Source organism: Dechloromonas sp. TW-R-39-2, assembly GCF_016864195.1.
Taxonomy (GTDB): domain Bacteria; phylum Pseudomonadota; class Gammaproteobacteria; order Burkholderiales; family Rhodocyclaceae; genus Azonexus.
The window spans coordinates 2,760,034-2,774,043 of record NZ_CP045202.1; the positions used below are offsets into that span (position 1 = coordinate 2,760,034).

The 14,010-nt window shown below is 58.2% G+C and carries 12 protein-coding genes; 6 read left to right on the top strand and 6 right to left on the bottom strand.

What is annotated here, in order from left to right; genetic code table 11:
* Window positions 1-18 precede the first annotated feature (18 nt).
* From GBK02_RS13390 to GBK02_RS13410, 5 genes are read right to left on the bottom strand one after another with little or no spacing between them, the layout of a single operon-like run.
* The gene (locus GBK02_RS13390) at window positions 19-516 is read right to left on the bottom strand and encodes a hydrogenase maturation protease (protein ID WP_203467131.1); all 498 of its coding nucleotides are present in this window, start codon (window positions 514-516) and stop codon (window positions 19-21) included.
* The gene (locus GBK02_RS13395) at window positions 513-1,976 is read right to left on the bottom strand and encodes a Ni/Fe hydrogenase subunit alpha (RefSeq protein ID WP_203467132.1); all 1,464 of its coding nucleotides are present in this window, start codon (window positions 1,974-1,976) and stop codon (window positions 513-515) included. Before GBK02_RS13395 ends, GBK02_RS13390 begins: the two co-directional genes overlap by 4 nt.
* A 13-nt stretch (window positions 1,977-1,989) precedes the next feature.
* On the bottom strand, window positions 1,990-2,541 hold the full coding sequence (locus tag GBK02_RS13400) for an NADP oxidoreductase (RefSeq protein WP_203467133.1): 552 nt from the start codon (window positions 2,539-2,541) through the stop codon (window positions 1,990-1,992).
* Window positions 2,534-3,250 carry a 2Fe-2S iron-sulfur cluster-binding protein gene (locus GBK02_RS13405; RefSeq protein ID WP_203467134.1) on the bottom strand — a complete coding sequence of 239 codons (717 nt, stop codon included), beginning with the start codon at window positions 3,248-3,250 and terminating at the stop codon, window positions 2,534-2,536. The genes GBK02_RS13400 and GBK02_RS13405 overlap by 8 nt, the downstream gene beginning before the upstream one ends.
* A complete protein-coding gene (locus GBK02_RS13410; protein ID WP_203469408.1) occupies window positions 3,247-5,130 on the bottom strand; it encodes an NAD(P)H-dependent oxidoreductase subunit E in 1,884 nt (627 codons plus the stop codon). Before GBK02_RS13410 ends, GBK02_RS13405 begins: the two co-directional genes overlap by 4 nt.
* Window positions 5,131-5,498: 368 nt before the next feature.
* Between GBK02_RS13410 and fabI the strand changes: the two genes are divergently transcribed.
* From fabI to GBK02_RS13440, 6 genes are all read left to right on the top strand, one after another.
* Window positions 5,499-6,308: an enoyl-ACP reductase FabI gene (gene fabI, locus GBK02_RS13415; RefSeq protein ID WP_239003031.1), complete on the top strand. Its 810-nt coding sequence runs from the start codon at window positions 5,499-5,501 to the stop codon at window positions 6,306-6,308.
* 81 nt (window positions 6,309-6,389) lie between these two features.
* Entirely contained in the window at window positions 6,390-6,968 is a 579-nt protein-coding gene (locus tag GBK02_RS13420) for a hypothetical protein (protein WP_203467135.1), read from the top strand.
* Window positions 6,969-7,020: 52 nt separating this feature from the next.
* A complete protein-coding gene (locus GBK02_RS13425) occupies window positions 7,021-7,509 on the top strand; it encodes a hypothetical protein (RefSeq protein ID WP_203467136.1) in 489 nt (162 codons plus the stop codon).
* 100 nt (window positions 7,510-7,609) lie between these two features.
* The gene (locus tag GBK02_RS13430; RefSeq protein ID WP_203467137.1) at window positions 7,610-9,028 is read left to right on the top strand and encodes a bifunctional enoyl-CoA hydratase/phosphate acetyltransferase; all 1,419 of its coding nucleotides are present in this window, start codon (window positions 7,610-7,612) and stop codon (window positions 9,026-9,028) included.
* A 1-nt stretch (window position 9,029) separates the two neighbouring features.
* Window positions 9,030-10,211, top strand: a complete 1,182-nt coding sequence (locus GBK02_RS13435; protein ID WP_203467138.1) for an acetate/propionate family kinase — start codon at window positions 9,030-9,032, stop codon at window positions 10,209-10,211.
* Between the two features lie 210 nt (window positions 10,212-10,421).
* Window positions 10,422-13,325: an adenosylcobalamin-dependent ribonucleoside-diphosphate reductase gene (locus GBK02_RS13440; RefSeq protein WP_203467139.1), complete on the top strand. Its 2,904-nt coding sequence runs from the start codon at window positions 10,422-10,424 to the stop codon at window positions 13,323-13,325.
* A 104-nt stretch (window positions 13,326-13,429) separates the two neighbouring features.
* Here the strand turns inward: GBK02_RS13440 and GBK02_RS13445 are convergent, their stop codons facing one another.
* Window positions 13,430-13,972 (bottom strand): NUDIX domain-containing protein, encoded by a 543-nt coding sequence (locus GBK02_RS13445; RefSeq protein WP_203467140.1) that lies wholly within the window; start codon window positions 13,970-13,972, stop codon window positions 13,430-13,432.
* Between the last annotated feature and the right edge of the window lie 38 nt (window positions 13,973-14,010).

Sequence of the window (14,010 nt, forward strand, 5' to 3'; positions counted from 1 at the left end):
TTACTGACCAACAAGTCATTAATTCGAATTATACGACGCCGCCCTCCAGTCAGCCACCTCTGTTTTCTCGAAAACCCGGACCAGGAAGGCAAAAGCAGCCGCCAGGGAGTGGCTTGCCGTGGTACTCAGCGGCTCTCCGAGCACGAACGACTCACCGCGCAAACAAAGGACGAAAGCCGGCGGCGGAGCTTCGTTCCCGATCCGGCCACAGACGGCCAGCACCGCCTCCGGCGACAGGGCGTGCGTGGTGTGCGCCATGTCTCCAGTCGGCTGGATTTCAAAAAAACGATACGGCCCCGGCGTCCGCATACCGGCATCGATGAACAAGACCCGTTGTCGCCCGGCGAGATCCAGCGCATGTTCGATCTGCAGCTGAAAATCCTCGATCAGTTCAAAACGGCTGGCCAGCGGCGACCCGGCCAGCCAGTCGGCGATTCTGGCCAACAGCAGCGGGCCGAGCGCATCATCGCCACGACTCGGATTTCCCGTCGCAACAATAAGAAACGGGGCTTTCATTGACGATTCAAGGCATGCAGGAAGCGTCCTTCGGCATCGCGCAATTCGACACTCAGGGGCATTTTCCCGAGGGCATGCGTTGCGCAGGACAAACAGGGATCAAAGGCACGAATGGCAACCTCGACATGATTCAACAAGCCTTCGGTCACTTCATGGCCGTTCAGGTAACGCCTGGCGACCTGCCGGACGGCTTCATTCATGGCCTGGTTATTGTGGGTCGTGGACACAATCAGATTGGCCATCGTGACCAGATCGTCGTCATCAATCCGGTAATGGTGGAGCAAAGTGCCGCGCGGCGCCTCAATCACGCCAATGCCTTCGTGCTGCCGCTTGCCCTCGACCATCAGGTCACTGCCCAGCAGATCATCGTCGTGCAGCAATTCCTTGATGACTTCGGCGGCATGCAGCATTTCGATCATCCGCGTCCAGTGATAGGCCAACGGCGCATGCATCGGCGTTCCACCGGCGTAATCGATGAACTCCTTGCGCTCATGTTCGGCAAATGGCGTCGATATCTGGTCGCAGTTCTGGACCCGGGCCAGCGGGCCAACCTTGTACCAGCCGTCTTCCTTGCCGAGCAATTTCAAATAAGGAAACTTCATGTAGCTCCACGGCTTAACTTCCTCTTCGATATGACGTGCGTAATCCTGATAATCGACGCCATCGAAGATCGGCTTGCCATTTTCGTCACGGGCACGCAGCGAGCCATGGTAAAAATCGAGCTGGCCGTTATTGCCGACCAGTGACATGAAATTGGAACGAACCGTCGCAAAGCTGTTGTAAAGGGCCGGATTCTGGCTATGCACCTTCTGGATCAAATGGACGGCATCGCGTGACCAGGCAACGATCTGGTAAATCTCGCCAAGCAATTCGTCGCGCTCGGCCGGGGTTAATGATTTGTTCATGCCACCGGGCACCGCCCCCGTTCCGTGCACCCGTTTTCCTGCGGTCAGGCGAATCACTTCCTGGCCAAATTTACGCAACAGCACACCGCGTCGGGCTATTTCCGGATGCTCCGCCGCAACACCGACGATATTGCGGCGACTGACATCGCTATCGAAACCGAAAAGCAGGTCCGGGGAACAGAGATGGAAGAAATGCAGCGCATGCGACTGCAGCATCTGGCCGTAATGCATCAAGCGGCGAAGTTTTTCTGCCGCTGGCGTCAGTCGCTTTGCACCGACGACCTGATCAAGCGCCTTCGAGGCCGCAAGGTGGTGGGAAACCGGGCAAATGCCGCACAGGCGCTGAACCATTACCGGCACTTCCCAATAAGGCCGCCCCTGAATGAATTTTTCAAAGCCGCGGAACTCGACGATATGCAGGCGTACCTGATGCACCTTGTTGTGCTCATCAAGCAGGATCGTTACCTTGCCATGTCCTTCGACCCGCGAAACAGGATCGATTGCCACGCGGCGCAAGCGCTCCGGGTGTTCGGCTGATTCCAGCGAATAAGTCATCGTCCCACCTCAATCAATCGTAATGCAGCAAGCCATGCCCCAATTCGGGCTCGCGACCGGCCAGCAGATCGGTCAACACCTTCCAGATGGCATCCCCGGATGGCGGGCAGCCGGGAATGGCGTAATCGACATGGACCACCTCATGGATCGGATGAACACGATCCAGGGGCAAAGGCAGCTCGGGGTCGTTCGGAATCATCCCGTTGGCCAGCCCCGGGCTGGTGTGATAAACCTCTTCGAGCAGCACTGCCAGCGGCAAATGATTGCGCTGCGCCGGCAAGCCGCCATTGATTGCACAAGCGCCCAGCGCAATCAGGATTTTGCAGTTCCGGCGAAATTCGCGCAGTACATGAATATTCTCGGTGTTGCACAAGCCTCCCTCGACAATCCCGATATCGCAATCCGGGCTGCAGGTCTTGATGTCGGTCAGCGGCGAGCGATCGAATTCAATGTGCTCCAGCAAGGTGAACAAGCGTTGATCGATATCGAGCAGGGACATGTGGCAACCAAAACAACCGGCCAGCGAAGTGGTTGCCACCTTGATCTTTTTCCTGGGCTCAATCATGGCGAATCTCCTCGGCAACCTTGCCCGGCACACTGATCGGCTGCTGGTCGTAAGTCCGCTGGCCGATGGGCACGGCAAAACCGGTGCGTTTTTTGAGGATGACGCCGACCGGACAAACCTGTGCAGCCTTGTCGGCCAGTGAGAAATCCGTATCGGCCAGACGGCCGGAGCGAGCATTGATGATCAGGTGCGTCCCGATACCGCGCCCGGACAGTGCAAAAACCTGCTTCTTGTCGACCTCCCTGCTGGCCTGAACACACAGCGAACAGAGGATGCAGCGATTGAAGTCGAGCAAAATATCCGGATGCGAGGCGTCGACCGCGCGATCCGGGAAAAAGTGATCGAAATGCGGCGACATCATGCCGAGATGGTATGCCGTGGCCTGCAACTGGCAATTTCCGCTCTTTTCGCAGGAAGGACAAAAGTGATTGCCTTCAACGAAAAGCATCTGCGTCAGCATCCGGCGCTCGGCGTTGATTTCTTCGGTATCGCTTTCCACCACCATCCCGGACTGCGCACGCAGCGTGCAGGATGCACTCTGACGCCCATTGACCTTGACGGTGCACAGCTTGCACGAACCATTCGGCTTGAACGCCGGGTGGTAGCACAGATGGGGAATGTAGATTCCAGCCTGGCTGGCAGCCTGCATGACGGTCTGGCCGACTTCGAAAGGGATCACTCTGCCGTCGATCGTGAAAGTCTGGCTCATGCGCTTCTCCCTTGTTCAACGTCCAGATGCGCTTGTGAATCATCGCGTCCGGTCATTTGCCTGGCGGTCGATAAGGCCCGGTCAAGATCGAACGCCGGGACAAACTGATCGTGCACCATGCGCTTTTCGTAAGCCGGCCTGAAGCGGGCAATCGTGTCGATCACCGGATTGCCGGCGGTATGCCCCAGGCCGCAGTGGCTCATCGACTGCAGCAGCTTGTCGAGTTTTTCGATTTCACCGAGGTCGTAAGGCGAGCCATGCCCGTCATGCAACTTGTCCATCAGTTTTTTGAGCAACGACGTTCCAACCCGGCAAGGCGTGCAGAAACCACAACTCTCATGCTGGAAAAAATGGACATAAGCACGCGCCACTTCAAACATGTCGCGACTGCGATCAAAGACGGTAAATGCGCCCGCCGTTGGAATGTCCTCGAAACCGATGGCCCGGTCGAACTCTGCTTCGCTCAGGCAGATGCCGGATGGACCACTGATCTGCACTGCCTGGGTATCGCTCGCACCACAATCCTCCAGCACCTGGCGCACCGTCACGCCATAGGGATATTCATAGATACCCGGACGGGCGCAATCACCGGAAACGGAGAGCAATTTGGTGCCAGCTGAATGCCGGGTACCGAAAGCGGCATACCAGTCGCCGCCTTTCAGCGCAATCAGGGCAACGGCGGCAAAGGTTTCAACGTTATTGACGATCGTCGGCTGATCCAGATAGCCATTCGTGACTGGAAACGGAGGCCGATTGCGCGGCGTGCCACGCTTGCCCTCAAGCGATTCGATCAGCGCCGACTCCTCGCCGCAGACATAAGCCCCCGCCCCAAGGTGGATATCGATATCGAAATCGGCGCCCGGAATTCCCAGAATATCCCGGCCCAGTAAATTTGCCTTGCGCCGGGCATTCAAGGTCGCATTCAGCGCATCAAGCAGATAGCGATACTCGCCACGCAAATACAGGAACCCGCGCTGCGCCCCGATGGCATAGGCGGCCGCGGTCATGCCCTCGAACACCTGATCGGCATATGAACCGAGCAACACCCTGTCCTTGAAGGTACCCGGCTCTCCTTCGTCGGCATTGCAGACAATGATCCGCTGCTGCCCGGCTTTCAGTGGCGCATTGCGGCAAGCCTCCCATTTCAGGCCGGTCATGAAACCAGCCCCACCCCGGCCACGCAGATTGGCCCGCTTGATTTCATCAAGCATTGCCGCCGGCCCGCCGATGCCCGAGGGCAATCCCTCCCGCCAGGAACGCATGTTGGAAGCAATCAGGCCATCGCTCGGTACGCGCTCGCGGGCAGCACGCAGCGCATCGCCCGGCTGCATTGGCTGATCGAGCAGAATATCCGCCCGACGAATATGGTCGGCAACATCGAAGAACTCTGCCGGCCACTCATTCAATGGCCGTTGGTTGCGAACCAGTTCGGCAATTTGCTCGATGCGTACTGCGGTCAACCGCGTAATTGCCCGATTATTGACCAGCATCCCCGGTCCCTGGTCGCACATGCCCGTGCAGGATGTCCGGTCGATACTGAGCAGGCCGTCTTCCGACACCTTGCCCGGCTCGACCCACAAGCTACGGCACAACTGTTCGAGCAAGGCCTCGCTGCCCTGCATCCGGTCGGTAATATTGTCCGAAAAGAGAATCCGGTATCGACCGCGTGGCTGGAGATACAAAAAACTGTAAAACCCGGCCACGCTTTCTATCTCGGCACGCGCCACGCCCAGCACAGCCTGAATCCGGTCAATCGCCTCGGGAGGAATCCAGTCGCAAGCCTCCTGCACCTCGCGCAGTATCTGCACCATGCAGGTTGAATCGCGACGGTAACGCGCGATGACCCGATCGACAATTCCGGCAATCGCTTCGCCATGCATTTCGCCAAGTGCCACAACAACCTCCCGGAAGTTATTGGTTCCACCTCAGGCTAGCACCAACAAAACAAGGTTTGTTGAGAAAGATCAATAACCTAGAATTTTTATTCAAGGGGTTGGCAGCATTCATCAACGCATCCCGATAGCCCACGGTCGACACGGCCTGAATGCCAAAAATGCCGACAAGTAAACCGCAGGATGCGCAAGGGTTGACCTAGCTCAAAAGGAGTAGTGATTGTCAACAAAGTGAAATCGGACTGTGCAACAATGATGCTGCATTACAGCAATCCAAAACCCACGTTAAATCGTTGTTATTGCTAAGAAATGGTGCGTCGCACCATCTCCGGCCTGACATTGGAAGGAAGAACAGCATGAATACAATAAATGAACAATCCCCGCTGGTTAAAACGAACGCCATGCTCCCGCTGGCCGGCAAAAAAGGCTTGATCACCGGTGTCGCCAACGACAAATCGATCGCTTTTGCCGTTGCCAAGGCCATTCGCGAACTCGGCGGCGAAATTGCGCTGACCTACCAGAACGACAAGACGGCAAAATATACCCAGCCCCTGGCTGAAGCCCTGGGTGCCAAGCTGTTCCTGAAGCTTGACGTGACCGAAGAAGGCAGCCTTGAGTCGGCTATCGAAGAATGCGGCAAGGAATTCGGCGAACTCGACTTCGCCATTCACTCGATGGCTTTCTGCAACGGTGACGATCTGCACGGCCGTGTCATCGACACCTCCGAAGCCGGCTTTGATTCAGCCATGAACATTTCCTGCCACAGCTTCCTGCGCATGGCCAAAGCCCTCGAACCGCTGATGGCCCACGGCGGCTCGCTGATCACCATGTCCTACCTCGGCGCCGAGCGCGTCGTGCGCAACTATGGCGTGATGGGCATCATCAAGGCAGCGCTTGAATCGGCCGTCCGCTACATGGCCTACGACCTCGGCCCCAAGGGCATCCGCGTTTTTGCCGTTTCGCCCGGTCCGATCATGACGCGTGCTGCTTCCGGCATTGCCGATTTCAACAAGCTGCTCGAAGCCGATGCAATGAAAGCACCGCTCGGCCGTACCGTGACCATCGATGAAGTCGGCGCCCTGACGGCCTTCCTGTGCACGCCGGGTTCCTCCGGCATGACCGGCCAGACGATCTATGTCGATGGCGGAGCCCATATCGTCGCTTAAGCAAGGTGTAACAAGACGCAGCCACGCTGCGTCTTGTGCCATGCTTCTGGCCACCAACTAGGCAGACAGGCGGAGTTGACCATGACTGACATTTGTCCCGGCATCATTCCAGACCCCGTTCCCGACCATCCTTTGCTCAACGGAAGGCTGGAAATCGGTCGCGGCGAAAACACCATCGTGCTGGATGGCGATGTGATCGACGGACAAGCCCGTGTCTTCAAGGTACTTTCTTCGCCGACCGACTATGCCTATTACACGGCAGAGGACAGGCCGACAGGTCGGCACTTTCCTGTCGTATTCGCCGATCACGGCACGGTTGGCCGCTCTTCCCGCGGTTTCCCGTTCCATATCGTCGAAGTCGAAAAACTCTATCCGCTGCCGGTCGCCGGCGAAGCAGCCGAAGTTGCCACCAAAATTTCATCGTCGTATTTCGACGCCTGCATGATCTGGCGCAATCTGGCGCAGGATATGGGACGCATCGCCTTGCACCATCTGGTTGTCACCCCCATGGGCTGGACAGAAACCGTCCAGCAGTCACTCAAGGCGCTGGAGGAGTTTTCGAGCGAATACGGCGCCCTGCCCGATTTGATCAAGGCCGACAACCTGATGATGCGCCTGGACGGAACACTGGTTTTTTCCGATCCTGTTTTCATGGAATGAATCACTTTTTGCGCACCACACTGCCTCACCAACCTGCCGGCCACTCCGGATCATGACCATCAATCAAGTTCATTTCGCCTCCCGCGAACTCGCCGAGTCACTGGCTGGCAATCCCTACATGGCTGTCATCTCGATCACCGACCCAGGCCAGGCCGATGCCAAGCTCGACCCCATGTTCCACCATGTGCTGCGCCTGTCGTTCTACGACGCACAGCCGGCCGATGAATACCTGCCAGCGCCCATTCCAGGCCTGTTCGACCACCTGATGGCGCGCCGCATCCACGATTTTGTCGCGGAACTGCAGGCGGCACCGTTTGAAATATCGGTCATGGTGCACTGCGAATACGGCGTCAGTCGCTCTGCTGCGGTCGCCCTGTTCGTCGAGGCATTTTCCGGTGCACCGCTGACAGCCCGCGAGTTTACCTACGAAGCCAACCAATGGGTGCTTGAACGCCTGTCGCAACTCGTTCCCGGACTGCAAGTCGACATTCCGCCCATGACCGCAGCCAGCGATCGGCGCACCCGGCAAAGAGCCTCCTGAGGAACACCGGGCAAAAGCACGCAAATTCCAGGGGCGACAGCCTCCACACAGAACACCCAGCAGAACCGAATGGTTCATGTCATTTTTCGGGAGCACTACCATGCAGGAGTCCAATCAACGGCGCTTGCTCGTCAACAAGGTTTATGACGAGATACACATCGGCGATACATCCAGCCTGACCAGAACGTTGATGCCGGAAGACGTCAAACTCTTCGCTGTCTTGACCGGCGATATCAACCCTGCCGTGGTCGACCGCGAATATGCCGAAAGCGGCATGTTTCGCGAGGTTATCGCCCACGGCATGTGGAGCGGATCGCTGATTTCGACGGTACTCGGCACCCAGTTCCCCGGCCCCGGCACCAACCTGATTGACCAGACCCTGCATTTTGCCCGTCCGGTCACGATTGGCGACACGATCACCATTACCGTCACGGTCAAACAGAAATTCGACCATAACCAGCACGTCATTTTCGATTGTGTATGCACCAACCAGGAAGGTTTGCAGGTGGTACGCGGCACCGCCGAAGTGCTGGCGCCCTCGGAAAAAGTGTCACACATGCAGGACGTCCATTTCCCGGAAATCCGCATCGACGACAAGCATGAGCGCTACCAGCACCTGCTTTCCCGCGTCAAGGGACTGGAGCCCATTCCGACCGCAGTGGCCCATCCGTGCGATTGCGAGTCGCTGAAGGGGCCGGTCATCGCTTTCCAGGAAGGCATCATCGAACCGATCCTGGTCGGTCCCGAATCGAAAATCCGTGCGGTGGCCGAAGAGTTCGGCATCGATCTGCATGGCATCCGCATCGTCAATTCGAAGCATAGCCACGACTCGGCCGCACTCGCCGTATCGCTTGTCCGCACCGGCGACGCCGAAGCGCTGATGAAAGGTAGCCTGCACACCGATGAGCTGATGAGCGAAGTGGTGGCCAGAGCCAATGGCATGCGCACGTCGCGCCGGATCAGCCATGTTTTCCTGATGAATGTGCCCACCTACCATCGGCCATTGCTGATTACCGATGCGGCAATCAACATTGCCCCGACGCTGGAAGACAAGGTGCATATCATCCAGAACGCCATCGACCTGGCCCACATCATCGGCATCCCCGAACCCAAGGTGGCGATTCTCTCCGCCGTCGAAACCGTCAATCCCAAGATCCAGTCCACGCTCGATGCCGCTGCCCTGTGCAAGATGGCCGACCGGGGACAGATTCGCGGCGGCATTCTTGATGGCCCGCTCGCCTTCGACAACGCCGTCTCCATCGTCGCGGCCAAGACCAAGGGCATCAAGTCCGCCGTCGCCGGCCACGCCGAAATCCTTGTCGTACCCGATCTCGAATCCGGCAACATGGTCGCCAAGCAGTTGGAATATCTAGCCAACGCATTGACCGCCGGCATCGTCCTCGGCACGACCGTCCCGATTGTATTGACCAGCCGTGCCGACTCCGCCGAAACGCGGACCGCCTCCTGCGTCATTGCAGCACTCATCGCACACGCTAACCGAAAGAAGGGAACTGCCTGATATGAACAAAGGCATTTTGACCATTAATGCAGGCTCGTCATCCATCAAGTTTGCACTCTACGAATTGAATGGCGGCCTGGCCGACAAGCCGACACTCTCCGGCCAGATCGACGGCATCGGCGCCAGCGCCAAGCTGATCGCCAAGGACCCGGCCGGCAAGCATGAAATCGAACTCAAGCTGAGCGGCGAGCAGGAAGCCCAGCATCAGGCATCGCTCGATTTCCTGCTGACCTGGATCCAGGAACACCAGACCGGCACCGAACTGGTTGCCGTCGGCCACCGCGTCGTGCACGGCGGCGAGCTTTTTTCGGCCCCGATGGCCGTTGACCGCGACACTGTCGCCCAGCTCGAACAATTCATCACCCTCGCCCCGCTGCACCAGCCGCACAATCTCAACGGCATCAAGGCCATCGCCAAACTGCTGCCGCAAGTCCGCCAGGTCGCCTGTTTCGACACCGCCTTCCACCGGACCAACCCGCCCGTCGCCCAGGCTTTTGCCATTCCACGGGCGTTGACCGCGGAAGGCGTCAAACGCTACGGTTTTCATGGCCTGTCCTATGAGTTCATCGCCCGCGTCCTGCCGGAACACAGCAGCAAGGCCAACGGCCGGGTCATCGTCGCTCACCTCGGCAACGGTTCGTCGATGTGCGCCATGCTCGAGCGCAAGAGCATCACCTCGACGATGGGCTTCACCGCCATCGACGGCCTGATGATGGGTACCCGGACCGGTGCCATCGACCCGGGCGTGTTGCTCTACCTGATGGACAACAAGGGCATGAATTCGAAGGATCTGACTCGCCTGCTCTACAAAGAATCGGGTCTGCTCGGCGTCTCCGGCATCAGCCAGGACATGCGTACCCTGCTCGCCTCCGACCAGCCGGAAGCCGAAGAAGCGATCGAGCTCTACTGCTTCCGCATCCTGCGCGAAATCGGTTCACTTGCGGCCGCAATCGAAGGCGTCGATGCTCTGGTGTTCACCGGCGGCATTGGCGAACATTCGGCCGAAGTTCGCCGCCGTGTCTGCAGCCGTCTTGGCTGGCTCGGCATCAACCTCGACGAGGCAGCCAATAACGACGACAAACTGCGTATTTCAACAAGCGACAGCACGGTCGACGTCATGGTCATTCCGACCAACGAAGAGTGGATGATTGCGCATCACGCACAGACGCTGCTGGCCCTCTAAAAAAATATTTTAAGCCCCAGGCCCCGGCCCCGAAAGGTGCCGGGGCTTTGTTTTTTCGGGCTTTTTTTATGCCATGACAGAACACTGAGCCAACGAGCAGAAAACACCGTATCTAGTCAACGGATTGCCTTGACCTACTAGATATAGTAGATTCACACCTATACCAAGATTAACAAATTCAATTCACAAAGCCATGCTGAGGAGCAAAAAATGAGCCCAGTCTCCGAACAACTGTCGCTGACCGACATCCCGGCGCCACCGCAGTTCGCGCCCCTGCCCGAGCAGGAAATTTCCGCCGAAGTCCTGATCGAAAAGTACGCCAAGGGCAAGGAAACCAATGTGCACGACGTTCGTCGTCGCGTTGCCTACGCGCTCGCCCAGGTTGAGCAGGAAAAAGATCGCGCCCACTGGGAATCGAAATTTCTTTGGGCCCAGGAAAACGGTTTCATCCCGGCCGGCCGGATCAACTCGGCAGCCGGTACTGACCTCCAGGCAACGCTGATCAACTGCTTCGTCCAGCCGGTGGGCGACTCCATCGTCGAAAACACCGATGGCAAACCGGGCATCTACACCGCCCTCGCCCAGGCCGCCGAGACCATGCGTCGTGGTGGTGGCGTCGGTTACGATTTTTCCTCCATTCGTCCGCAAGGTGCCCGCGTCAAGGGCACCCAGTCGCGTGCCTCCGGCCCGGTTTCCTACATGCGTGTTTTCGACCGCTCATGCGAAACGGTTGAATCAGCCGGCGCCCGTCGCGGTGCCCAGATGGGCGTATTGCGCTGCGATCACCCTGATATCGAGGAATTCATCCACGCCAAGGATCATGGCGACCTGACCAACTTCAACATTTCCATCGGCGTTACCGACACCTTCATGGAAGCTGTCGATGCCGACACCGATGTCGAGCTGTTGCATCGCGCCGAACCGAATGCCGACATGCGTTCGGCCGGGGCTTTCCAGCGTGAAGACGGCCTGTGGGTTTATCGTAAGGTGCGCGCCCGCGACCTGTGGGACCAGGTGATGAAATCGACCTATGACCACGCCGAACCGGGCATTCTCTTCCTCGACCGGATGAACAAGGACAACAACCTCAATTACTGCGAAGTGATCGAGGCGACCAATCCTTGTGCCGAACAACCGCTGCCGCCATACGGCTGCTGCTGCTTGGGCTCGATCAACCTGACGCTGTACGTGCGTGATGCTTTCTCCGACAAGGCCGAATTCGATTTCGCCGCCTTCGAGGAAGTCGTCCGCATTTCGACCCGCATGCTCGACAACGTGCTTGATGCAACCCACTGGCCGCTCGAACGCCAGCAGCAGGAAGCCGCCAACAAACGTCGTGTCGGCCTCGGTTTCACGGGCCTCGGTGACGCACTGGCCATGCTGCGCCTGCGCTACGACAAGGTCGAAGCCCGTGCCATGGCAACGCGCATCACCGAAAGCATGCGCGATGCTGCCTACCTCTACTCCGTCGAGTTGGCCAAGGAACGCGGCGCCTTCCCGCTGTTCAACGCCGAGCTTTATCTTTCCGGCGGCAACTTTGCTTCGCGCCTGCCGAATGACGTCAAGGCAGAAATCCGCAAGCACGGCCTGCGCAACTCGCACCTCCTGTCGATCGCCCCGACCGGCACCATTTCGCTGGCTTTCGCCGACAACGCCTCGAACGGCATCGAGCCGCCGTTCTCCTGGACCTACAACCGCAAGAAGCGCATGCCGGATGGCACGCTGAAAGAGTATTCGGTTGAAGATTACGCCTGGCGCCTGTACAAGCATCAGGGTGGCGATGTCACCAAGTTGCCGGAGTATTTCGTCACAGCCCTCGAAATCTCGGCGCAAGCTCACGCCGACATGGTTGCTGCCGTCGCTCCGCACATCGACACCTCGATCTCGAAGACGGTCAACGTCCCTGCCGACTACCCGTACGAAGATTTCCAGGATCTCTACATGAGCGCCTGGAAGGCCGGCCTCAAGGGACTGGCTACTTACCGTCCGAACAGCGTGCTGGGCTCCGTCCTGTCGGTTGCTGCAGTCGAACCGGCCAAGGCCGATGCAACGTCGACGGATGCCAAGGCTCCGCAGGATTTCGTTTCCGACGCCAACCGCCGTCTGTCAATCAAGAACCTGCCAGCCCCGGTGCTCTCCAGCCTGCGCTGGCCGGGCCGTCCGAGCCTGCCGGAAGGCAATCTGTGCTGGACCTACATGCTTGACTCGCCGATCGGCAAGTTTGCGCTGTTTGTCGGCCACGTCGAGCCGGAAGGCCGTGCCTGGCCATTTGAAGTATGGGCCAACGGCCCGGCTGAACCACGCGGCCTGGGCGCCGTCGCCAAGACCTTGTCGATGGACATGCGCGCCAAGGACCATGGCTGGCTCGAAATGAAACTGGAAGCCCTGTCAAAAACGCCGGGCGACTCTTTCGAAATGCCGATGCCGCCGCATGGTGAGCGCAAACGCGTTCCGTCCGTCGTTTCCGCCATGGCCCAGGTCATTGCCTGGCGTTGCGAGCAGTTGGGTGCCTTCAAGCATGAAGGCCCGACCCCGGTGAAGGATGCGCTGTTCAGCGCCAAGGAGCCCAAGACCGGTACGGATGGTACGCTGTCCTGGACGGTCGACGTCAACAACCCCTCGACCGGTGAAGACTTCGTCCTCGGACTCAAGGAAATCACCCTGCCGGATGGTGTTACCCGCCCGTATTCGATGTGGCTTTCGGGCAACTACCCACGTGCCCTCGATGGTCTGTCCAAGCTGCTGTCGCTCGACATGCGGGTTCTCGATCCCGCCTGGATCGGCATGAAGCTGCGCAAGCTGATTGACTACTCCGAGCCACTCGGCGATTTCATGGCCTTCGTACCAGGTTCGCGCAAGCAACAGACCTACCCGTCGACCGTGGCTTACATCGCCAATCTGATCATCCACCGCTACTGCATGCTCGGCATTCTTGATGACAAGGGTTTCCCGTTGCAGCAGATGGGCATTCTCGAAGCCCCGGAAGACACGACCAGCAACAAGGTGCTGCCGACCCAGGGCAAGCTGTGCGGCGAATGCGGCAACCACACCATGATCCGCAAAGATGGCTGTGATTTCTGCACCGCCTGTGGCGCGGTGGGGACCTGCGGCTAAGCCAATAAATCCTGCTGACAAAAAAGCCCCGGAGAAATCCCCGGGGCTTTTTTACATCAATTTCACGGTCGACCGCAAAATCTGGTCAAATTTGAGCGATCGGCTTATGGCCGGTCCAGCCAGAACAGCGCTGTAATCGATTTTGCATCGGTAATCTCCCCCTTCCACACCGCCTCCTTGGCAGCGGCAGGAGCCAGCTCAACCACATCGAGAAACTCGTTGTGGTCCAGTTGCTTCTCACCGGCAAGTTTCAAATCACGCGCTTCGAAAATCTCAATCCGCTCATCGGAATAACCGATGCAGGGATGCATCACACCAAGATACTCCCAACTCGCAGCCACATAACCTGTCTCTTCCAGAAGTTCGCGACGAGCCGTATCGAGGATAGCCTCACCCGGATCAATTTTCCCGGCCGGCAATTCGAGAAAAATGCGACGCAGTGGGTAACGGAACTGGCGCTCGAAGAGAAGATTCCCGTTTTCAAGGAAAGCCAGAATAACGACTGCACCGGGATGAACAATGTACTCGCGCACAGACTCAGCCTGGTTGGGCAGCCGGACGTTATCCTTGCGCACCTCCAGTAAAACTCCCTTGAAAACGGCTTCGGACGAAATTTCAGTTTCAATGAGATGGCTATCTTGATTCATTTGATTCCCCCAAAAGAAAACGCCCCGATCAACGGGGC

What these genes read in the sequence shown, in the direction of transcription:
- GBK02_RS13390 (WP_203467131.1), bottom strand. Translation starts at nt 516, where the DNA reads ATGAAAGCCCCGTTTCTTATTGTTGCGACGGGAAATCCGAGTCGTGGC.
- GBK02_RS13395 (WP_203467132.1), bottom strand. Translation starts at nt 1,976, where the DNA reads ATGACTTATTCGCTGGAATCAGCCGAACACCCGGAGCGCTTGCGCCGC.
- GBK02_RS13400 (WP_203467133.1), bottom strand. Translation starts at nt 2,541, where the DNA reads ATGATTGAGCCCAGGAAAAAGATCAAGGTGGCAACCACTTCGCTGGCC.
- GBK02_RS13405 (WP_203467134.1), bottom strand. Translation starts at nt 3,250, where the DNA reads ATGAGCCAGACTTTCACGATCGACGGCAGAGTGATCCCTTTCGAAGTC.
- GBK02_RS13410 (WP_203469408.1), bottom strand. Translation starts at nt 5,130, where the DNA reads ATGCATGGCGAAGCGATTGCCGGAATTGTCGATCGGGTCATCGCGCGT.
- fabI (WP_239003031.1), top strand. Translation starts at nt 5,499, where the DNA reads ATGAATACAATAAATGAACAATCCCCGCTGGTTAAAACGAACGCCATG.
- GBK02_RS13420 (WP_203467135.1), top strand. Translation starts at nt 6,390, where the DNA reads ATGACTGACATTTGTCCCGGCATCATTCCAGACCCCGTTCCCGACCAT.
- GBK02_RS13425 (WP_203467136.1), top strand. Translation starts at nt 7,021, where the DNA reads ATGACCATCAATCAAGTTCATTTCGCCTCCCGCGAACTCGCCGAGTCA.
- GBK02_RS13430 (WP_203467137.1), top strand. Translation starts at nt 7,610, where the DNA reads ATGCAGGAGTCCAATCAACGGCGCTTGCTCGTCAACAAGGTTTATGAC.
- GBK02_RS13435 (WP_203467138.1), top strand. Translation starts at nt 9,030, where the DNA reads ATGAACAAAGGCATTTTGACCATTAATGCAGGCTCGTCATCCATCAAG.
- GBK02_RS13440 (WP_203467139.1), top strand. Translation starts at nt 10,422, where the DNA reads ATGAGCCCAGTCTCCGAACAACTGTCGCTGACCGACATCCCGGCGCCA.
- GBK02_RS13445 (WP_203467140.1), bottom strand. Translation starts at nt 13,972, where the DNA reads ATGAATCAAGATAGCCATCTCATTGAAACTGAAATTTCGTCCGAAGCC.